Source organism: Janibacter melonis, from assembly GCF_003721155.3.
Lineage (GTDB): Bacteria > Actinomycetota > Actinomycetes > Actinomycetales > Dermatophilaceae > Marihabitans > Marihabitans melonis.
Map to the genome: position 1 here is coordinate 1,755,189 of NZ_CP044548.2, position 18,448 is coordinate 1,773,636.

Annotated in this window: 24 protein-coding genes; all 24 read right to left on the reverse strand. The window is 68.2% G+C overall.

Annotation, left to right across the window (positions count from 1 at the left end; genetic code table 11):
- Nucleotides 1-7: 7 nt before the first annotated feature.
- The 24 genes from EEW87_RS08240 to EEW87_RS08355 all read right to left on the reverse strand — a co-directional run bounded on the left by EEW87_RS08240 (nucleotide 8) and on the right by EEW87_RS08355 (nucleotide 18,377).
- Complete coding sequence (locus tag EEW87_RS08240) at nucleotides 8-193, reverse strand: type Z 30S ribosomal protein S14 (RefSeq protein WP_068277143.1); 186 nt, start codon at nucleotides 191-193, stop codon at nucleotides 8-10.
- A 1-nt stretch (nucleotide 194) separates the two neighbouring features.
- A complete protein-coding gene (gene rplE, locus EEW87_RS08245; protein ID WP_123092233.1) occupies nucleotides 195-773 on the reverse strand; it encodes a 50S ribosomal protein L5 in 579 nt (192 codons plus the stop codon).
- Between the two features lies 1 nt (nucleotide 774).
- Complete coding sequence (gene rplX / locus EEW87_RS08250) at nucleotides 775-1,113, reverse strand: 50S ribosomal protein L24 (protein WP_225985132.1); 339 nt, start codon at nucleotides 1,111-1,113, stop codon at nucleotides 775-777.
- A gap of 3 nt (nucleotides 1,114-1,116) precedes the next feature.
- Complete coding sequence (rplN, locus tag EEW87_RS08255) at nucleotides 1,117-1,485, reverse strand: 50S ribosomal protein L14 (RefSeq protein ID WP_068277134.1); 369 nt, start codon at nucleotides 1,483-1,485, stop codon at nucleotides 1,117-1,119.
- A complete protein-coding gene (rpsQ, locus tag EEW87_RS08260; protein ID WP_123092380.1) occupies nucleotides 1,482-1,742 on the reverse strand; it encodes a 30S ribosomal protein S17 in 261 nt (86 codons plus the stop codon). Before rpsQ ends, rplN begins: the two co-directional genes overlap by 4 nt.
- 23 nt (nucleotides 1,743-1,765) lie before the next feature.
- Nucleotides 1,766-2,023 (reverse strand): 50S ribosomal protein L29, encoded by a 258-nt coding sequence (gene rpmC, locus EEW87_RS08265; protein WP_068277123.1) that lies wholly within the window; start codon nucleotides 2,021-2,023, stop codon nucleotides 1,766-1,768.
- Entirely contained in the window at nucleotides 2,023-2,442 is a 420-nt protein-coding gene (rplP, locus tag EEW87_RS08270) for a 50S ribosomal protein L16 (protein ID WP_068277117.1), read from the reverse strand. Before rplP ends, rpmC begins: the two co-directional genes overlap by 1 nt.
- The gene (gene rpsC, locus EEW87_RS08275) at nucleotides 2,442-3,260 is read right to left on the reverse strand and encodes a 30S ribosomal protein S3 (RefSeq protein ID WP_068277115.1); all 819 of its coding nucleotides are present in this window, start codon (nucleotides 3,258-3,260) and stop codon (nucleotides 2,442-2,444) included. The genes rplP and rpsC overlap by 1 nt, the downstream gene beginning before the upstream one ends.
- Nucleotides 3,260-3,667, reverse strand: a complete 408-nt coding sequence (rplV, locus tag EEW87_RS08280; protein ID WP_123092234.1) for a 50S ribosomal protein L22 — start codon at nucleotides 3,665-3,667, stop codon at nucleotides 3,260-3,262. Before rplV ends, rpsC begins: the two co-directional genes overlap by 1 nt.
- Nucleotides 3,667-3,948 carry a 30S ribosomal protein S19 gene (gene rpsS, locus EEW87_RS08285; protein WP_068277107.1) on the reverse strand — a complete coding sequence of 94 codons (282 nt, stop codon included), beginning with the start codon at nucleotides 3,946-3,948 and terminating at the stop codon, nucleotides 3,667-3,669. Before rpsS ends, rplV begins: the two co-directional genes overlap by 1 nt.
- A 15-nt stretch (nucleotides 3,949-3,963) precedes the next feature.
- On the reverse strand, nucleotides 3,964-4,800 hold the full coding sequence (gene rplB, locus EEW87_RS08290; protein ID WP_068277103.1) for a 50S ribosomal protein L2: 837 nt from the start codon (nucleotides 4,798-4,800) through the stop codon (nucleotides 3,964-3,966).
- An 18-nt stretch (nucleotides 4,801-4,818) separates the two neighbouring features.
- The gene (gene rplW / locus EEW87_RS08295; protein ID WP_068277101.1) at nucleotides 4,819-5,118 is read right to left on the reverse strand and encodes a 50S ribosomal protein L23; all 300 of its coding nucleotides are present in this window, start codon (nucleotides 5,116-5,118) and stop codon (nucleotides 4,819-4,821) included.
- Nucleotides 5,115-5,765 (reverse strand): 50S ribosomal protein L4, sunset domain variant, encoded by a 651-nt coding sequence (gene rplD / locus EEW87_RS08300; RefSeq protein ID WP_068277100.1) that lies wholly within the window; start codon nucleotides 5,763-5,765, stop codon nucleotides 5,115-5,117. Before rplD ends, rplW begins: the two co-directional genes overlap by 4 nt.
- Before the next feature lies 1 nt (nucleotide 5,766).
- Nucleotides 5,767-6,423, reverse strand: coding sequence for a 50S ribosomal protein L3 (rplC, locus tag EEW87_RS08305; protein ID WP_123092235.1), 657 nt, complete (start codon nucleotides 6,421-6,423; stop codon nucleotides 5,767-5,769).
- A 16-nt stretch (nucleotides 6,424-6,439) separates the two neighbouring features.
- Nucleotides 6,440-6,748 (reverse strand): 30S ribosomal protein S10, encoded by a 309-nt coding sequence (gene rpsJ, locus EEW87_RS08310; protein WP_012867945.1) that lies wholly within the window; start codon nucleotides 6,746-6,748, stop codon nucleotides 6,440-6,442.
- A gap of 370 nt (nucleotides 6,749-7,118) precedes the next feature.
- Nucleotides 7,119-8,222 carry a YihY/virulence factor BrkB family protein gene (locus EEW87_RS08315; protein WP_205473692.1) on the reverse strand — a complete coding sequence of 368 codons (1,104 nt, stop codon included), beginning with the start codon at nucleotides 8,220-8,222 and terminating at the stop codon, nucleotides 7,119-7,121.
- A 128-nt stretch (nucleotides 8,223-8,350) separates the two neighbouring features.
- Complete coding sequence (tuf, locus tag EEW87_RS08320) at nucleotides 8,351-9,544, reverse strand: elongation factor Tu (RefSeq protein WP_123092236.1); 1,194 nt, start codon at nucleotides 9,542-9,544, stop codon at nucleotides 8,351-8,353.
- A gap of 110 nt (nucleotides 9,545-9,654) precedes the next feature.
- Nucleotides 9,655-11,769 (reverse strand): elongation factor G, encoded by a 2,115-nt coding sequence (fusA, locus tag EEW87_RS08325; RefSeq protein WP_123092237.1) that lies wholly within the window; start codon nucleotides 11,767-11,769, stop codon nucleotides 9,655-9,657.
- Between the two features lie 101 nt (nucleotides 11,770-11,870).
- Nucleotides 11,871-12,341, reverse strand: coding sequence for a 30S ribosomal protein S7 (rpsG, locus tag EEW87_RS08330; protein WP_123092238.1), 471 nt, complete (start codon nucleotides 12,339-12,341; stop codon nucleotides 11,871-11,873).
- Nucleotides 12,341-12,715 (reverse strand): 30S ribosomal protein S12, encoded by a 375-nt coding sequence (gene rpsL, locus EEW87_RS08335; protein WP_068277083.1) that lies wholly within the window; start codon nucleotides 12,713-12,715, stop codon nucleotides 12,341-12,343. Before rpsL ends, rpsG begins: the two co-directional genes overlap by 1 nt.
- Nucleotides 12,716-13,039: 324 nt before the next feature.
- Nucleotides 13,040-13,588, reverse strand: coding sequence for a GNAT family N-acetyltransferase (locus tag EEW87_RS08340; protein ID WP_163562400.1), 549 nt, complete (start codon nucleotides 13,586-13,588; stop codon nucleotides 13,040-13,042).
- Nucleotides 13,585-13,878, reverse strand: coding sequence for a hypothetical protein (locus tag EEW87_RS08345; protein ID WP_068277080.1), 294 nt, complete (start codon nucleotides 13,876-13,878; stop codon nucleotides 13,585-13,587). The genes EEW87_RS08340 and EEW87_RS08345 overlap by 4 nt, the downstream gene beginning before the upstream one ends.
- A gap of 126 nt (nucleotides 13,879-14,004) precedes the next feature.
- Nucleotides 14,005-14,280, reverse strand: coding sequence for an HU family DNA-binding protein (locus tag EEW87_RS08350; protein WP_068277078.1), 276 nt, complete (start codon nucleotides 14,278-14,280; stop codon nucleotides 14,005-14,007).
- Nucleotides 14,281-14,477: 197 nt separating this feature from the next.
- Nucleotides 14,478-18,377, reverse strand: a complete 3,900-nt coding sequence (locus tag EEW87_RS08355) for a DNA-directed RNA polymerase subunit beta' (RefSeq protein ID WP_123092239.1) — start codon at nucleotides 18,375-18,377, stop codon at nucleotides 14,478-14,480.
- Nucleotides 18,378-18,448: the final 71 nt, after the last annotated feature.

Genomic DNA, 18,448 nt, shown 5'->3' on the forward strand with positions numbered 1-18,448 from the left:
GGGGTGGTTACCAGCTCGACTTGGTGACACCGGGCAGCTCGCCGCGGTGCGCCATCTCGCGCAGGCAGATCCGGCACAGGCCGAACTTGCGGTAGACCGAGTGGGGACGGCCGCAGCGCTGGCAGCGGGTGTAGCCCCGCACCTTGAACTTCGGCTTCTTGTTGGCCTGGTTGACCAGGGCAGTCTTCGCCATGTCAGTTCTCCTTGAAGGGGAAGCCGAGCTGCTTGAGCAGGGCGCGGCCCTCGTCATCGTTGGTCGCCGTGGTGACCACGGTGATGTCCATGCCGCGGACCCGGTCGATCTTGTCCTGGTCGATCTCGTGGAACATCGACTGCTCGGTGAGGCCGAAGGTGTAGTTGCCACGACCGTCGAACTGCTTGGGCGACAGACCGCGGAAGTCGCGGATGCGCGGCAGGGCGACGGAGACGAGGCGGTCCAGGAACTCCCACATGCGGTCGCCCCGCAGCGTGGTGTGCGCACCGATCGGCATGCCCTCGCGCAGCTTGAACTGCGCGATGGACTTGCGGGCCTTGGTCACCTGCGGCTTCTGGCCGGTGATGGCGGTGAGGTCGCGGATCGCGCCCTCGATGAGCTTGCTGTCCTTGGCCGCGTCGCCGACACCCATGTTGACGACGACCTTGACCAGACCGGGGATCTGCATGACGTTCGAGTAGCCGAACTGCTCCTGCAGGGCGCCCTTGATCTCGTCCTGGTAGCGCGTCTTGAGGCGCGGGGCGACCGAGGTCGCGGGGGTCTCGATGGTCTCAGTCATCTCAGAGGTCCTTGCCCGAGCGGCCCGCGATGCGGGTCCGGCTCGTCTTCGTCTTGCCGTCACGCTCGACGCTCTCGACGCGGGTCTTGATCCGGGTCGGCTTGTTGTCCTCCGGGTCGACGACCGCCACGTTGCTCACGTGGATCGGCGCCTCCTGGACGACGAGGCCGCCGGCCTGGCCACCCACGCCCGCCTTGGTGTGGCGGGTGACGCGGTTGACGCCCTCGACGACGACGCGCTGCGTCTCGGTGTGGACGGCGATGACCTTGCCCTGCTTGGTCTTGTCCTTGCCGGACAGGACCTGCACGAGGTCACCCTTCTTGATCTTCATCTTCGCCATGGCTCAGAGCACCTCCGGCGCCAGCGACACGATCTTCATGAACTTCTTGTCGCGCAGCTCGCGGCCGACAGGGCCGAAGATGCGGGTGCCACGGGGGTCACCGTCGTTCTTGAGGATCACGGCGGCGTTCTCGTCGAACTTGATGTAGGAGCCGTCGACGCGGCGACGCTCCTTGGTCGTGCGCACGATGACGGCCTTGACGACGTCACCCTTCTTGACGTTGCCGCCAGGGATCGCGTCCTTGACGGTCGCCACGATGGTGTCGCCGATGCCGGCGTAGCGACGGCCGGAGCCGCCGAGCACGCGGATGCACAGGATCTCCTTGGCGCCGGTGTTGTCGGCCACCCGGAGACGGGACTCTTGCTGGATCACTTGGCCTTCTCCAGAATCTCGACGAGGCGCCAGCGCTTCGTCGCCGACAGCGGGCGGGTCTCCATGATGAGGACGTGGTCGCCGATACCGGCGGCGTTCGCCTCGTCGTGCGCCTTCACCTTGTGGCTCTTGCGCATGACCTTGCCGTAGAGCGCGTGCTTGACGCGGTCCTCGACCTCGACGACGACGGTCTTGTCCATCTTGTCGCTGACGACGTAGCCACGGCGGGCCTTGCGGTAGTTGCGCGCCTCGGTCACGGTCTCATCCTTCACGTTCTCGCTCACTTGCTCTCACCGGTCCCGTCCGTCGTGCTGGGGCCCTGACCGATGCGCAGCTCGCGCTCACGCATCTCGGTGTAGATCCGGGCGATGTCCTTGCGGACGGCGCGCAGCCGACCGTGGGACTCCAGCTGGCCGGTGGCCGACTGGAAACGGAGGTTGAAGAGCTCCTCCTTGGCCTTGCGCAGCTCGTCGACCAGACGGTCGTCGGCCAGCTCACGCAGGTCCGAGGGAGTCAGGTCCTTGGATCCGACTGCCATCAGATGTCACCACCTTCACGCGCGATGAAGCGGCACTTCATCGGCAGCTTGTGCATGGCCAGACGCATGGCCTCGCGGGCGACCTCTTCCGAGACGCCGGAGAGCTCGAACATGACGCGGCCGGGCTTGACGTTGGCGACCCACCACTCGGGCGAACCCTTGCCGGAACCCATGCGGGTCTCAGCAGGCTTCTTCGTGAGCGGACGGTCGGGGTAGATGTTGATCCACACCTTGCCGCCACGCTTCATGTAGCGGGTCATGGCGATACGAGCAGACTCGATCTGGCGGTTGGTGACGTAGGCCGGCTCGAGAGCCTGGAGGCCGTAGTCACCGAAGGCGATCGTCGTGCCGCCCTTGGCCATCCCCGAACGCTTCGGGTGGTGCTGCTTGCGGTGCTTCACTCGACGAGGAATGAGCATCAGCGGTTCTCTCCCTCGGTGCTCGGGGCGGACGCGGCCGGGGCCTCGGCGGGAGCCTCGGTGGCCTGCGGGGCGGAGCCCTGGTCGTTGCGACGGGCACGGGCGGGACGGTCGTCGCGGTCGCGGCGGGGGCCGCGGCCACGCGGGGCGGCGGACGCCTGCTGCGCGGCGAACTCCTTCTCCGTCATGTCGCCCTTGTAGATCCAGACCTTGACGCCGATGCGGCCGAAGGTCGTGCGGGCCTCGTAGAAGCCGTAGTCGATGTTCGCGCGGAGGGTGTGCAGCGGCACGCGACCCTCGCGGTAGAACTCGCTGCGGGACATCTCGGCGCCGCCGAGACGACCGGAGCACTGGATCCGGATGCCCTTGGCACCGGCGCGCTGCGAGGACTGGATGCCCTTGCGCATGGCGCGACGGAAGGTCACGCGAGCAGCGAGCTGCTCGGCGATGCCCTGGGCGACGAGCTGAGCCTCGATCTCGGGGTTCTTGACCTCGAGGATGTTCAGCTGGACCTGCTTGCCGGTGAGCTTCTCGAGCTCGCCGCGGATGCGGTCGGCCTCGGCGCCGCGGCGACCGATGACGATGCCCGGACGCGCGGTGTGGATGTCGACGCGGACGCGGTCACGCGTGCGCTCGATCTCCACGCGGGCGATGCCGGCGCGCTCCATGCCCGTCGAGAGCAGCTTGCGGATCGCGACGTCTTCCTTGACGTAGTCGCGGTAGCGCTGCCCCTCCTTGTTGGAGTCGGCGAACCAGCGGCTCTTGTGGTCGGTGGTGATACCCAGGCGGAAGCCGTGCGGGTTGATCTTCTGACCCATCAGCGGGTCCCTCCCTTCGCGGCCTTCTCAGGCTTCGCGGTGACGACCACGGTGATGTGGCTCGTGCGCTTGTTGATCCGGCCGGCGCGACCCTGCGCACGCGGACGGAACCGCTTCATCGTCGGGCCCTCGTCCACGAAGGCGGCCGAGACGACGAGGTTGCGCTCGTCGAAGGGCTCACCGAGCTCGTCCGAGCGGACGCGCAGGTTCGCGATGGCGGACTGCAGGACCTTGAGGGTCTGCTCCGAGGCAGCCTGCGGCGCGTACATGAGCGTCGCGATGGCGGTCTGGGTGTCCTTGCCACGGATGAGGTCGACGACCCGTCGGGCCTTCATCGGGGTGATGCGCGTGTGACGCGCGACAGCCCGGGCCTCGAGGGCGGGGGTCTGGGTGGTGTCGGTAGCCATCAGCGACGCCGTCCCTTCTTGTCGTCCTTCACGTGACCGCGGAAGGTGCGGGTCGGTGCGAACTCGCCGAGCTTGTGACCGACCATCGCCTCGGTGACGAACACCGGGACGTGCTTGCGGCCGTCGTGCACGGCGAAGGTGTGCCCGAGCATGTCGGGGCTGATGACCGATCGGCGAGACCAGGTCTTGATGACGTTCTTGCTGCCCGCTTCGTTCTGAGCGTCCACCTTCTTCTGAAGGTGGTCGTCGATGAAGGGGCCCTTCTTCAAACTACGAGGCATGTCTCAGGCTCCTACTCAGCGCTTCTTGCCAGTACGACGGCGGCGGACGATGAGCTTGTCGCTCGCCTTGCCCGGACGTCGGGTCCGGCCCTCCGGCTGGCCCCACGGGGAGACGGGGTGACGGCCACCAGAGGTGCGTCCCTCGCCACCGCCGTGCGGGTGGTCCACGGGGTTCATGACGACACCACGGACGGTCGGGCGCTTGCCCTTCCAGCGCATGCGGCCTGCCTTGCCCCAGTTGATGTTGCTCTGCTCGGCGTTGCCGACCTCGCCGACGGTGGCGCGGCAGCGCACGTCGACGCGACGGATCTCACCGGAGGGCATGCGCAGCGTGGCGTAGGGGCCCTCCTTGCCGAGGAGCTGGATGCTCGTGCCGGCCGAGCGGGCCAGCTTGGCGCCGCCGCCCGGACGCAGCTCGACCGCGTGGATCGTCGTACCGGTCGGGATGTTGCGCAGCGGCAGGTTGTTGCCCGGCTTGATGTCGGCACCAGGGCCGGCCTCGATCGGGTCGTGCTGCTTGAGCTTGTTCGGCGCGAGGATGTAGCGCTTCTCGCCGTCGGCGTAGTGCAGCAGCGCGATGCGCGCGGTGCGGTTGGGGTCGTACTCGATGTGCGCGACCTTGGCCGGCACCCCGTCCTTGTCGTGACGACGGAAGTCGATGACACGGTAGGCGCGCTTGTGGCCACCACCGATGTGACGGGTCGTGATACGACCGCTGGCGTTGCGGCCACCGGACTTGCTCAGCGGACGGACGAGGGACTTCTCCGGCGTGGACCGGGTCACCTCGACGAAGTCGGCGACGGAGCTGCCGCGGCGACCGGGCGTGGTCGGCTTGTACTTACGGATACCCATGGTTACGTTCCTCTACCTTCAGCCCTGGCCACCGAAGATGTCGATCGAGCCCTCGCGGAGGGTGACGATCGCACGCTTGGTGTCCTTGCGCTTGCCGATCCCGAAGCGGGTACGGCGCGTCTTGCCCGGGCGGTTCATGGTGTGGACCGAGTCGACCTTGACCTCGAAGATCTGCTCGACGGCGATCTTGATCTCGGTCTTGTTGGCCCGCGGGTCGACGAGGAAGGTGTACTTGCCCTCGTCGAGCAGCGCGTACGACTTCTCCGAGACGACCGGACGGATGAGGATGTCGCGGGGGTCCTTGACGGTGGTGCTCACTTGGCGACCTCCTCGGTCTTCGTGGCGGGACCGGCGACGAAGGCGTCGAGCGCGGCCTGCGTGAAGACCACGTCGTCCGCGCAGAGCACGTCGTAGGTGTTGAGCTGGTCGGCCCACAGGACGTGGACGTCGGCGAGGTTGCGCACGCTCTTGGTCGACAGGACGTCCGAGCGGTCGAGGACCACGAGGAGGTTCTTGCGCTCCGAGAGCGAGCCGAGGACGCCGGCGACCGACTTCGTCGACGGGGCGTCGCCCTCGACGAGGGCGGACATCACGTGGATGCGGCCGTGGCGAGCCCGGTCCGACAGGGCCCCGCGCAGGGCGGCGGCCTTCATCTTCTTGGGCGTGCGCTGGCTGTAGTCGCGCGGCTGCGGGCCGTGGACGACGCCACCGCCGGCGAACTGCGGCGCGCGGGTCGAGCCCTGACGGGCGCGGCCGGTGCCCTTCTGGCGGTACGGCTTGCGCCCACCGCCGCGGACCTCGCCGCGGGTCTTCGTCGAGTGCGTGCCCTGGCGCGCCGCGGCGAGCTGGGCGACGACCACCTGGTGGATCAGGGGGACGTTGGTCTGCACGTCGAAGATCTCGGCGGGCAGGTCCACCGTGCCGGACTTCTGGCCGGCCGGGCTGAGGATGTCGATGGTCGGCACGTCAGGCTCCCTTCACCGCGTTGCGGACGAGGACGACGCTGCCGCGGGGGCCGGGGACGGCGCCCTTGACGAGCAGCAGACCCTTCTCGGCGTCGACGGCGTGGATCGTCAGGTTCTGGGTGGTCTGGCGCACGCCACCCATGCGGCCGGCCATGCGCATGCCCTTGAAGACACGGCCCGGGGTGGCGCAGCCACCGATGGAGCCCGGCTTGCGGTGGTTCTTGTGCGCACCGTGCGAGGAGCTCACGCCGTGGAAGCCGTGGCGCTTCATGACGCCGGCGAAGCCCTTGCCCTTGGTCGTCGCGGTGACGTCGATCTTCTCGCCACCGGTGAAGGTCTCGGCGGTCAGCTCCTGGCCGAGCGAGTACTGCGAGGCGTCAGCCGTGCGCATCTCGATGCTGTAGCGGCGCGGGGTGACCCCGGCCTTGGCGAAGTGCCCGGCCTCCGGCTTGTTCACCTTGCGCGGGTCGATGGACCCGTAGGCGATCTGGACGGCGTCGTAGCCGTCGGTGCCGGTGGTGCGGACCTGGGTGACGACACACGGGCCAGCCTGGATGACGGTCACCGGGACGAGGCGGTTCTCGTCGTCCCAGACCTGGGTCATACCGAGCTTCTCGCCGAGGACACCCTTGACGGTCTTGTCGATAACAGTAGTCATAACGTCGTCCCTGCGATCAGAGCTTGATCTCGATGTTGACGTCCGCCGGCAGGTCGAGTCGCATGAGCGAGTCGACGGCCTTCGGCGTCGGGTCGATGATGTCGATGAGGCGCTTGTGGGTACGCATCTCGAAGTGCTCGCGGCTGTCCTTGTACTTGTGCGGCGACCGGATCACGCAGAAGACGTTCTTCTCCGTGGGCAGCGGCACAGGGCCAACAACGGTGGCGCCGGCACGGGTCACCGTGTCGACGATCTTGCGCGCCGAGCTGTCGATGACCTCGTGGTCATACGACTTCAGTCGGATGCGGATCTTCTGTCCGGCCATCTGAGCCTTGTCTCTTTCTCGCCGTCGTGCAGTGGTCTGTGGTTCGTCTCGCCCGGGCGTCCGACCCACGCGGTCGGGTGTGTCGCACCCGTTCCGCGGCGCACGTCATCCCATAGGTATGACGTCCGAGTCGGCAGTCCGGTCGAGCCGGAACTTGATCCATCCGGTGTGTCGCCCCGCCGTCGTGCAGCGGTTCGATGCGTTTCACCAGGGTCCACGACGGGCACGTGAGTACCCGGCGTGCATCAAGCAACCCACCCAGTGTGCCAGAGGCGGGGCGAGGCGGCCAAATCGACCTAGCACTCCCCCTTCGCCGGCGCCCGCACCACGTCGTGCGTGGCGCGTCGCGCCGGGGGCGAAGGGGGACCGCTCAGCCGCGCTCGTCGCGCGGCGGGGCCTCGTCGGCGAGCGACCCGCCGCGGGTGCGCACGCCCTCGTAGCGCAGCGCCCGCCCCTCCTCGACCTGCTCCTCGAGCTTCTCGGCGGCCTTCTGCGAGCCCGAGCTGTCGCGCGGCGGCAGCTGGAGGGTCTCCTCGGCCTCGATCCCGGCCTGCAGCTGGCGGCCGCGCTCGACCTCGGCGTCGACCTGCGCACCGAGCAGCAGGACGTTGTTGATGATCCACAGCCACAGGAGGAAGACGATGACGCCGGCGAGCGAGCCGTAGGTCTTGTTGTACGAGCCGAAGTTCGCGACGTAGAAGCCGAAGCCGACGGAGGCGAGCACCGCGACACCGATGGCGATCGCCGCCCCGAGGCTCATCCACTTGTAGCTCGGCTGGCGCACGTTCGGGGTGAAGTAGTACAGCAAGCTCACCATGACGACGACGATGGCGAGGATGACGGGCCACTTGAGCACGCCCCACACGAGGACGGCGGTGTCGCCGAGCCCGATGGCCGAGCCGATCGCCTCGGCGACTCCACCGGAGACGACGAGGCCGAGCAGCACGATCGCGGCGAGGACGACCAGGCCCGCGGTGAGCAGGAGCATCTGCGGGCGCAGCTTCCACACCGGACGGCCCTCGTCGACGTCGTAGACGGTGTTCATCGCCCGCCCGAAGGCGCCGACGTAGCCCGAGGCCGACCACAGCGCGCCGGCGATGCCGACGACGAGACCCACGCCGGCCCCGGAGGCGGTGACCATGCTCGTGATGACCGGCTCGAGCTGCTTCGCGGCATCCGCCTGCCCCATGTCGCGCAGGAGGTCGAGCAGGGTCTGCACCGTCGACTCCCCCTGCCCGACGACGCCGAGCAGCGAGATGAGCGCGAGCAGCCCGGGGAAGAGCGAGAGGACGGCGTAGTAGGTGAGCGCCGCGGCGAGGTCGGTGCACTTGTCGCGCTGGAACTCCGCGAGGGCGTTCTTCAGCGAGTAGCGCCAGGTCTGCTTCGTCAGCCTGGCCGGCGAGGACGGCTTGCTCGGGGCGTCCGGCTCGGGTGCGGTCGACTCCTTGGCGGCGGCTTCGCCTGCGGTGGCCATGAGGGTGCTCCTAGGTTGAGATGGGCTGCCCGTCAGCCTAGGCGCGAGCCCCCCACCTGCGGGGACGACGAAGGGGCCCTGCCGTGCGGCAGGGCCCCTTCGGTGTGCTGACCGAGGTCAGCGGGAGATCACTTGATGATCTTGGTGACGCGACCGGCGCCGACCGTACGACCACCCTCGCGGATGGCGAACTTCAGGCCCTCCTCCATGGCGATCGGCTGGATGAGCTCGACCTTCATGTCGGTGTTGTCGCCGGGCATGACCATCTCGGTGCCCTCGGGCAGGTCCACGACACCGGTGACGTCCGTGGTGCGGAAGTAGAACTGCGGACGGTAGTTGTCGTAGAACGGCGTGTGACGGCCGCCCTCCTCCTTGCCGAGGATGTAGACCTGGCCCTCGAACTGCGTGTGCGGGGTGATCGAGCCCGGCTTGCAGATGACCTGGCCGCGCTCGACGTCCTCGCGCTTGGTGCCGCGCAGCAGGAGGCCGACGTTCTCGCCCGCACGACCCTCGTCGAGGAGCTTGCGGAACATCTCGATGCCGGTGACCGTGGTGGTGGTCTTCTCGTCCTTGATGCCGACGATCTCGATCTCCTCGTTGACGTTGAGGATGCCGCGCTCGATACGACCGGTGACGACGGTGCCACGACCGGTGATCGTGAAGACGTCCTCGACGGGCATGAGGAACGGCTTGTCGATGTCGCGCTCGGGCTCGGGGATGTACTCGTCCACCGCGTCCATGAGCTCGGCGACCGAGTTGCCCCACTTCTCGTCACCCTCGAGGGCCTTGAGCGCGGAGACCTTGACCACCGGGACGTCGTCGCCGGGGAACTCGTAGGAGGACAGCAGCTCGCGGACCTCCATCTCGACGAGCTCCATGATCTCCTCGTCGTCGACCATGTCGGCCTTGTTGAGGGCCACGACGATGTAGGGGACGCCGACCTGGCGGGCCAGGAGGACGTGCTCCTTCGTCTGCGGCATCGGGCCGTCGGTGGCGGCGACCACGAGGATCGCGCCGTCCATCTGAGCGGCACCGGTGATCATGTTCTTCACGTAGTCGGCGTGCCCGGGGCAGTCGACGTGCGCGTAGTGACGCTTCTCCGTCTGGTACTCGATGTGCGCGATGGAGATCGTGATGCCGCGCTGCTTCTCCTCGGGCGCCTTGTCGATCGAGTCGAACGGGGACGCCTCGTTCAGGTCCGGGTACTTGTCGTGCAGGACCTTGGAGATCGCGGCCGTCAGCGTCGTCTTGCCGTGGTCGATGTGACCGATGGTGCCGATGTTGACGTGCGGCTTGGACCGCTCGAACTTTGCCTTCGCCACTTGCTTGTCCTCCTCAGGACTTTCTTCTTCGGGTTACGCCTTGGTCCGGCAGGACATGGCGTCGTACGTGGTGGTGCTGGTGAGCGCCGGGTTTCGGGTAATGCTACCCGTCACTCGCCGCGGGTCTTCTTGATGATCTCCTCGGCGACGGCCTTGGGGACCTCCGCGTAGGAGTCGAACTCCATGGAGAAGTTCGCCCGGCCCTGCGTCTTGGAGCGCAGGTCGCCGACGTAGCCGAACATCTCCGACAGCGGGACGAGACCGCGGACGATCTTGGCGCCCGAGATGTCCTCCATGCCCTGGATCTGGCCACGGCGGGAGTTGATGTCGCCGATGACGTCGCCCATGTAGTCCTCGGGCGTGCGCACCTCGACGGCCATCATCGGCTCGAGCAGGACCGGGTCGGCCTTGCGGACGGCCTCCTTGAGGACCATCGAGCCGGCGATCTTGAACGCCATCTCCGAGGAGTCGACGTCGTGGTAGGCGCCGTCGAGCAGCGTGGCCTTGATGCCGACGAGCGGGTAGCCCGCGAGCACGCCGTACTGCATGGCGTCCTGGATGCCGTTGTCGACGCTGGGGATGTACTCCTTGGGCACACGGCCACCGGTGACGGCGTTCTTGAACTCGTAGAGCTCGCCCTCGGTCGTGTCGAGCGGCTCGATGGTCACCTGGACCTTCGCGAACTGGCCCGAGCCACCGGTCTGCTTCTTGTGCGTGTAGTCGTACTTCTCGACCGCGCGACGGATGGTCTCGCGGTAGGCGACCTGCGGCTTGCCGACGTTCGCCTCGACCTTGAACTCGCGCTTCATGCGGTCGACGAGGATGTCGAGGTGGAGCTCGCCCATGCCGGCGATGATCGTCTGACCGGTCTCCTCGTCGAGCGAGACCTGGAAGGTCGGGTCCTCCTCGGCGAGCTTCTGGATCGCGGTGCCCAGCTTCTCCTGGTCGCTCTTCGTCTTGGGCTCGATGGCGACCTGGATGACCGGCTCGGGGAAGGTCATCGACTCGAGGACGACGGGGTTGTCGACGTCGCTCAGGGTGTCACCGGTCGTCGTGCTCTTGAGACCGATGGCGGCGTAGATGTGGCCCGCCATCGCCTCGTCGACCGGGTTCTCCTTGTTGGCGTGCATCTGGAAGAGCTTGCCGATGCGCTCCTTCTTGCCCTTGGTCGAGTTGATGACCCCGGTGCCGGAGGAGATGTGCCCGGAGTAGACCCGGATGAAGGTGAGCGTGCCGAAGAAGGGGTGCGACGCGACCTTGAAGGCGAGCGCCGAGAAGGGCTCGTCCTTGCTCGGCTTGCGCACGACCTCGACGTCCTCCTTGCCCATGGCGTGACCGTGCATGGGGGGCACGTCCAGCGGGCTGGGGAGGTAGTCCTTGACGGCGTCGAGGACCGGCTGCACGCCGCGGTTCTTGAAGGCGGAGCCGCAGAAGATCGGGTAGAGCTGCGAGGTGATCGTCAGCTGGCGGATGCCGGCCTTGAGCTCGTCGACGGTGAGCTCCTCGCCACCGAGGTACTTCTCCATGAGGGCGTCGTCGGACTCGGCGACACGCTCCACGAGGTGGTTGCGGTACTCCTCGGCCTTCTCGAGCAGGTCCGCGGGGATCTCCTGGACCTCGTAGGCCGCACCCATGGTCACGTCGCCCTTGGCGTCGCCGGGCCACACGAGAGCGCGCATGTAGATGAGGTCGACGACACCGACGAAGTCGTTCTCGGCACCGATGGGGAGCTGCATGACGAGCGGCTCCGCGCCGAGGCGGTCCTTGATGGTGTCGACGGTGAAGTAGAAGTCGGCGCCCAGCTTGTCCATCTTGTTGACGAAGGCGATGCGGGGGACGTCGTACTTGTCCGCCTGGCGCCAGACCGTCTCGGACTGGGGCTCGACACCCTCCTTGCCGTCGAAGACGGCGACGGCGCCGTCGAGGACGCGCAGGGAGCGCTCGACCTCGACGGTGAAGTCGACGTGCCCGGGGGTGTCGATGATGTTGATCTGGGTGCCCTCCCAGAACGAGGTGACCGCGGCGGACGTGATCGTGATGCCGCGCTCCTTCTCCTGCTCCATCCAGTCGGTGGTGCTCGCACCGTCGTGGGTCTCACCGATCTTGTGGTTGACACCGGTGTAGAAGAGGATGCGCTCAGTCGTCGTCGTCTTGCCGGCGTCGATGTGCGCCATGATGCCGATGTTGCGGACCTTGTTGAGATCCGTCAGGACGTCCTGTGCCACGTATGTCTCTCTCGCTCGTGCGGGTGGTCAAGCTCTGGGGTGGGCCGGTCGGCCCGGAGGCGAAGGGGGACCGGTCCGGTCCCCCTTCGCAGGGGCGCTGACTACCAGCGGTAGTGCGCGAAGGCCTTGTTCGACTCGGCCATCTTGTGGGTGTCCTCGCGACGCTTCACCGCGGCGCCGAGACCGTTGCTCGCGTCGAGGATCTCGTTCATGAGGCGGTCGGTCATCGTCTTCTCGCGACGCTGACGGGCGTAGCCGACGAGCCAGCGCAGCGACAGGGTCGTCGCGCGGTTCGGCTTGACCTCGATCGGGACCTGGTAGGTCGCACCGCCGACGCGGCGGGACTTGACCTCGAGGCTCGGCTTGACGTTGTCGAGAGCGCGCTTGAGCGTCTGGACGGGGTCGGTGCCGGTCTTCTCACGCACGCCCTCGAGCGCGTCGTACACGATCGACTCGGCGATGGACTTCTTGCCGTCGAGGAGGATCTTGTTGACGAGCTGGGTGACGAGCGGGCTGCTGTAGACCGGGTCGATGACCAGGGGGCGCTTCGGGGCGGGACCCTTGCGAGGCATTACTTCTTCTCCTTCTTGGCGCCGTAGCGGCTACGAGCCTGCTGGCGACCCTTGACACCCTGGGTGTCGAGGGAGCCGCGGACGATCTTGTAGCGGACACCGGGGAGGTCCTTCACACGGCCGCCGCGCACGAGCACGATCGAGTGCTCCTGGAGGTTGTGACCGACGCCCGGGATGTAGGCGGTGACCTCGATGCCGGACGTGAGACGCACGCGGGCGACCTTACGAAGGGCGGAGTTCGGCTTCTTGGGGGTGGTGGTGTACACGCGCGTGCACACACCACGGCGCTGCGGCGAGCCCTTGAGGGCAGGCGTGGTCGTCTTCGTGACCTTGTCCTGCCGGCCCTTGCGCACCAGCTGGTTGATGGTAGGCAACCTGATGTCTCCGTACGGGTTGATGTTCTTGCGTGGGCGGCCGGGGCCACGTCACGCTCCTTGGACTACCGCCCAGCCCCCGAGGTCGGGAGTGTCGAGCGGTGCTCTCCCCTGCACTCCCCGGCGGCTCACCTGCGAGCAGGAGGCCGTGCGAGGCGCCCGGCGAGAGGGGTGGTGCGATCCGGGTCCGAAGACCTTCGCCGCACCGGCGGTGGCACCTGCCACCTCACGGCGGCGCATGCACACGAAGACCTACGATACCGGCGGGGTGCACACCGTCACAAATCGCCCCGTCGAGGTCCCCCGCGGACGCGCCTGCTCGTGCTAGCCCTCGATGCGCTCGAAGGCCGGGGCGTACCGGAAGGCGCCGGCCATCTCCGGTCGCCACGCCCGCAGCGGCTTGGCCTGGAAGTAGGCGTCGCGCCAGGGCCCGGGCGAGGTGATGCCCAGCGTGCTCGCCGGCACGAAGCCGAAGTAGCCGTAGTAGGCCGGGTCGCCGAGCAGGACGACGACGGCGTCGCCGCGCTGGTCGGCCGTGGCGACGACCGCGCTCATGAGCGTGCCGCCGATGCCGCGGCGCTGCAGGTCGGGACGCACGCTGATCGGGCCGAGGCCGATCGCTGGCTGCTCGCCGATCGTGCCCCACGAGCAGGCGACGTGCCCGACGAGCTCGGCGTCGACCTCGGCGACGACGGTCAGCTCGGGCACGAGGTCCCCGTCGGCGGCGAGCTCGCGCAGCAGCCGGCGCTCGACGCTCTCCTCCCCCACCGCGACGAAGGCGGCGTCGGTGAGCGCGGCGATCGCGTCGTCGTCGCCGGGCGCCGCCTGGCGCAGCACGAGCCGGTCGCGCAGGGCGCGCTGGTCGAGGGTCATCGGGTGTACCTGTCTGTGATCCATGCGGAGTTGCCGGTGAGGAAGGCGAGGACGAAGAAGGCGGCGATGAGGCCGAGGGCGACGGCGAGGATCGTCGCGCTGCTGCGGTCGCGTCGCACGAGCACGCTCACGGCCGCGACGCCGAGGGCCAGACCGAGGAGCTTGGAGACACCACCGGGCTTGAGCAGCAGGACGAGCGCCCCGACCGCGAGGACGGCGCCGAGGGCCCATCGGGCGGCGCTGGCGCGCACGCTCATCGCCACGTCCTCGCGCCTGCGCTCGTCGACCACGCCCTCATCCTCGCCCGCGGCGCTCCCCCGGCGCCACCCGGCTCCCCCGCGCGCCACCCGGGGACGCCGCAGGGCGCGTGCCGGGCGGTGAGCCCGGGCACGCGCCCTGCGCGGTCGCGGTGGCGATCAGCCCTTGGCGGCAGCCTTGAGGGCGGAGCCGGCCGAGAGCTTGGCGGCGTAGCCACCGGGGATGGTCATCTCGGCGCCGGTCTGCGGGTTGCGGCCCTTGCGCTCGGCGCGCTCGACGCGCTCGAGGCTGAAGAAGCCGGGGACCGTGACCTTCTCGCCCTTGGCGACCTGCGTGGAGAGGACCTCCTGCAGGGCGGTGATGACCTCGGCCGCCGAGGAGGCGGAGACGCCGGCCTTCTCGGCGACGGCGCTGGCGAGCTCGGACTTGTTCATGTGGGATCTCCCAATCTGTGCGGTGGTGCGTCGCGAACCCTCTTACTCCACCACGTCGGTGCGGGTTTGGCGAACCAGCACGCAGGGCGTGTCCCCCCATTTCTCGGGCTTCTGCTCCCCCGGAGGGTCTGCGGACGACGAAGGGGGACCCCCCGCGACGTGCGCGGGAGGTCCCCCTTCGAGGGCGACGCGGTGACTCAGAGGCGGTCGAGACCGAGCTCTGCGTCGTCGAGGCGGACGGCCTCGCCGCTGCCCGGGCCGAAGACCGGGTAGGCGTACTCGTCGTAGCTCGGCAGCGTGTACATCGCCGCGCGGGCCTCCTCGGTCGGCTCCACCGTCGTGTTGTTGTAGCGGGCCAGGCCCGTACCGGCGGGGATGAGCTTGCCGAGGATGACGTTCTCCTTGAGGCCGAGCAGCGGGTCGCTCTTGCCCTCCATCGCGGCCTCGGTGAGGACGCGGGTCGTCTCCTGGAAGGAGGCGGCGGAGAGCCAGGAGTCGGTCGCGAGCGAGGCCTTGGTGATGCCCATGAGCTCGGGACGACCCGCGGCGGGACGACCGCCCTCGGCGACGGTGCGGCGGTTGGCCTCCTCGAAGCGGGCGCGCTCGGCGAGCATGCCCGGGAGCAGACCCGTCTCGCCCGACTCGAGGACGGTGATCCGACGCAGCATCTGGCGCACGATGACCTCGATGTGCTTGTCGTGGATCGACACGCCCTGCTGGCGGTAGACGTGCTGCACCTCGTCGACGAGGTGCTTCTGCGTCGCCCGCGGGCCGAGGATGCGCAGGACCTGCTTCGGGTCGATCGCACCGACGACGAGCTGGGTACCCACCTCGACGTGCTGGCCGTCCTCGACGAGCAGGCGCGCGCGCTTGCTCACCGGGTAGGCGTGCTCCTCGCCGTCGGCGTCCGTCGTCAGCAGCAGACGGCGCGCCTTGTCGGTGTCCTCGATCGTGATGCGGCCGTTGGCCTCCGCGATCGGGGCGACACCCTTGGGCGTGCGCGCCTCGAAGAGCTCGACGACGCGCGGCAGACCCTGCGTGATGTCGTCACCGGCCACACCACCGGTGTGGAAGGTGCGCATCGTCAGCTGGGTGCCGGGCTCGCCGATCGACTGCGCCGCGATGATGCCGACGGCCTCGCCGATGTCGACGAGCTGACCGGTGGCCAGCGAGCGGCCGTAGCACTTCGCGCACGTGCCGACCTTCGACTCGCAGGTGAGGACCGAGCGGACCTTCACCTCGTCGACGCCGGCCTCGTAGAGCTGGCCGATGACGACGTCGCCGAGGTCGGAGCCCGCGGCGGCCAGGACGGAGCCGTCCTCGCCGGTGACCTCGCTGGCCAGGCAGCGGGCGTACGCGGTGAACTCGACGTCGTCGTGCAGCCGGCGGGTGCCGGTGGTCTCGTCGTACGCGGCGACGAGCATCGGCAGGCCGCGCTCGGTGCCGCAGTCGTCCTCGCGGACGATGACGTCCTGGGAGACGTCGACGAGACGACGGGTGAGGTAGCCCGAGTCGGCCGTCCGCAGCGCGGTGTCGGCCAGACCCTTGCGGGCGCCGTGCGTGGAGATGAAGAACTCGACGACCGACAGACCCTCACGGAAGTTCGTGCGGATCGGGCGGGGGATGATCTCGCCCTTCGGGTTGGCCATGAGGCCACGCATGCCGGCGATCTGGCGCAGCTGGAACCAGTTACCACGGGCACCCGAGCTGACCATGCGGTAGATCGGGTTGTCCTTGGGGAAGTTCTGCTGCATCTCCGCCGCGACCTCGTTGGTCGCCTGCGTCCAGATCTCGATGAGCTCCTGACGGCGCTCGTCGTCGGTGATGAGACCGCGCTCGTACTGCGTCTGGACCTTCGTCGCCTTCGTCTCGTAGCCCTCGAGGATCTCGGGCTTGCGCGACGGGGTGACGACGTCGCTCAGCGCGACCGTCGTGCCGGAGCGGGAGGCCCAGTAGTAGCCGGCCTCCTTGAGCGCGTCGAGGGACGCCGCGACCTGACCCTTGGAGTAGCGCTCGGCGAGGTCGTTGACGATCGTCGACAGGCGCTTCTTGTCGACCGGCTCGTCGACGAAGGGGTAGTGCACCGGCAGCGCCTCGTTGAAGAGGGCGCGACCCAGGGTGGTCGGGGCGGTCCAGACGGCGACCGCGCCGTCCTCGTCGCGCTCGACGCCCTCGGGCAGCTCGGCGGTCAGCGGCGGCACGACGTCACCGAGGCGCACCCGGATCGGCGTGCCGACCTGGATCTGACCGGCGTCGTAGGCCATCCGCGCCTCGGCGACCGTGGAGAAGGAGCGCAGCGGCGCCTCCTCGTCCTCGACCGCGAGGGCGGAGGTGAGGTGGAAGAGGCCGATGATCATGTCCTGGGTGGGCATGGTCACGGGACGGCCGTCCGCCGGCTTGAGGATGTTGTTCGAGGACAGCATGAGGATGCGGGCCTCGGCCTGGGCCTCCGCGGAGAGCGGGAGGTGCACGGCCATCTGGTCACCGTCGAAGTCCGCGTTGAAGGCGGTGCAGACGAGCGGGTGGATCTGGATGGCCTTGCCCTCGACGAGCTGCGGCTCGAAGGCCTGGATGCCCAGACGGTGCAGCGTGGGCGCACGGTTGAGCAGCACGGGGTGCTCGGTGATGACCTCTTCGAGGACGTCCCACACGACCGAGCGCTGACGCTCGACCATCCGCTTGGCGGACTTGATGTTCTGCGCGTGGTCGAGGTCGACGAGCCGCTTCATGACGAAGGGCTTGAAGAGCTCGAGCGCCATGACCTTCGGCAGACCGCACTGGTGGAGCTTGAGCTGCGGGCCGACGACGATGACCGAACGGGCCGAGTAGTCGACGCGCTTGCCGAGCAGGTTCTGACGGAAGCGCCCCTGCTTGCCCTTGAGCATGTCGGAGAGCGACTTCAGCGGCCGGTTGCCCGGGCCGGTGACGGCGCGACCGCGACGGCCGTTGTCGAAGAGGTTGTCGACGGCCTCCTGCAGCATCCGCTTCTCGTTGTTGACGATGATCTCGGGCGCGCCGAGGTCGAGCAGTCGCTTGAGGCGGTTGTTGCGGTTGATGACCCGGCGGTACAGGTCGTTGAGGTCCGAGGTCGCGAAGCGACCGCCGTCGAGCTGGACCATCGGGCGCAGGTCCGGGGGGATGACCGGGACCACGTCGAGGACCATGCCGGCCGGCTCGTTGTCGGTGATGAGGAAGGCCGTGACGACCTTGAGGCGCTTGAGGGCGCGGGTCTTCTTCTGGCCCTTACCGGTCGCGATGATCTCGCGCAGTGCGAGCTGCTCGGCCTGCAGGTCGAAGGTCTCGAGACGCTTCTGGATCGCCGCGGCGCCCATCCCGCCCTCGAAGAACATGCCGAAGCGGTCACGCATCTCGCGGTAGAGGACCTCGTCGCCCTCGAGGTCCTGGACCTTGAGGTTCTTGAAGCGGTCCCAGACCTGGTTGAGACGCTCGATCTGCTGGTCGGCGCGCTTGCGGATCTGGTTCATCTCGCGCTCGGCCGAGTCGCGGACCTTGCGCTTCGCGTCGGACTTGGCACCCTCGGCCTCGAGGGCCGCGATGTCCTGCTCGAGCTTCTTGGCCCGGGCGTCGACGTCGGCGTCGCGACGGTTCTCCATCGCCTTGCGCTCGGTCTCGATGCCGGCCTCGAGCGAGGGCAGCTGCTCGTGGCGGGCGTCCTCGTCGACGCTGGTGATCATGTAGGCCGCGAAGTAGATGACCTTCTCGAGGTCCTTCGGGGCGAGGTCGAGGAGGTACCCGAGACGGCTCGGGACGCCCTTGAAGTACCAGATGTGGGTGACGGGGGCGGCGAGCTCGATGTGGCCCATCCGCTCACGGCGCACACCGGCGCGGGTCACCTCGACGCCGCAGCGCTCGCAGATGATGCCCTTGAAGCGGACGCGCTTGTACTTGCCGCAGGAGCACTCCCAGTCCCGGGTGGGTCCGAAGATGCGCTCGCAGAACAGACCCTCCTTCTCGGGCTTGAGGGTGCGGTAGTTGATGGTCTCCGGCTTCTTGACCTCGCCGTGGCTCCAGGTACGGATGTCGTTGGCGCTGGCGAGGCCGATGCGCAGCTCGTCGAAGAAGTTGACGTCGAGCACGTGTGTCCTTCTCTCGTCTCTCTCGATGGTGGTGTCGAGAAGTCGTGTGGGTCGTAGAGGTCTGTGGGGGT

Excerpts from the sequence above, each read along its gene's own strand:
- EEW87_RS08240 (WP_068277143.1), bottom strand. The coding sequence starts at position 193 with ATGGCGAAGACTGCCCTGGTCAACCAGGCCAACAAGAAGCCGAAGTTC.
- rplE (WP_123092233.1), bottom strand. The coding sequence starts at position 773 with ATGACTGAGACCATCGAGACCCCCGCGACCTCGGTCGCCCCGCGCCTC.
- rplX (WP_225985132.1), bottom strand. The coding sequence starts at position 1,113 with ATGGCGAAGATGAAGATCAAGAAGGGTGACCTCGTGCAGGTCCTGTCC.
- rpmC (WP_068277123.1), bottom strand. The coding sequence starts at position 2,023 with ATGGCAGTCGGATCCAAGGACCTGACTCCCTCGGACCTGCGTGAGCTG.
- rplP (WP_068277117.1), bottom strand. The coding sequence starts at position 2,442 with ATGCTCATTCCTCGTCGAGTGAAGCACCGCAAGCAGCACCACCCGAAG.
- rpsC (WP_068277115.1), bottom strand. The coding sequence starts at position 3,260 with ATGGGTCAGAAGATCAACCCGCACGGCTTCCGCCTGGGTATCACCACC.
- rplV (WP_123092234.1), bottom strand. The coding sequence starts at position 3,667 with ATGGCTACCGACACCACCCAGACCCCCGCCCTCGAGGCCCGGGCTGTC.
- rpsS (WP_068277107.1), bottom strand. The coding sequence starts at position 3,948 with ATGCCTCGTAGTTTGAAGAAGGGCCCCTTCATCGACGACCACCTTCAG.
- rplB (WP_068277103.1), bottom strand. The coding sequence starts at position 4,800 with ATGGGTATCCGTAAGTACAAGCCGACCACGCCCGGTCGCCGCGGCAGC.
- rplC (WP_123092235.1), bottom strand. The coding sequence starts at position 6,423 with ATGACTACTGTTATCGACAAGACCGTCAAGGGTGTCCTCGGCGAGAAG.
- rpsJ (WP_012867945.1), bottom strand. The coding sequence starts at position 6,748 with ATGGCCGGACAGAAGATCCGCATCCGACTGAAGTCGTATGACCACGAG.
- EEW87_RS08315 (WP_205473692.1), bottom strand. The coding sequence starts at position 8,222 with ATGGCCACCGCAGGCGAAGCCGCCGCCAAGGAGTCGACCGCACCCGAG.
- rpsG (WP_123092238.1), bottom strand. The coding sequence starts at position 12,341 with ATGCCTCGCAAGGGTCCCGCCCCGAAGCGCCCCCTGGTCATCGACCCG.
- EEW87_RS08340 (WP_163562400.1), bottom strand. The coding sequence starts at position 13,588 with ATGACCCTCGACCAGCGCGCCCTGCGCGACCGGCTCGTGCTGCGCCAG.
- EEW87_RS08350 (WP_068277078.1), bottom strand. The coding sequence starts at position 14,280 with ATGAACAAGTCCGAGCTCGCCAGCGCCGTCGCCGAGAAGGCCGGCGTC.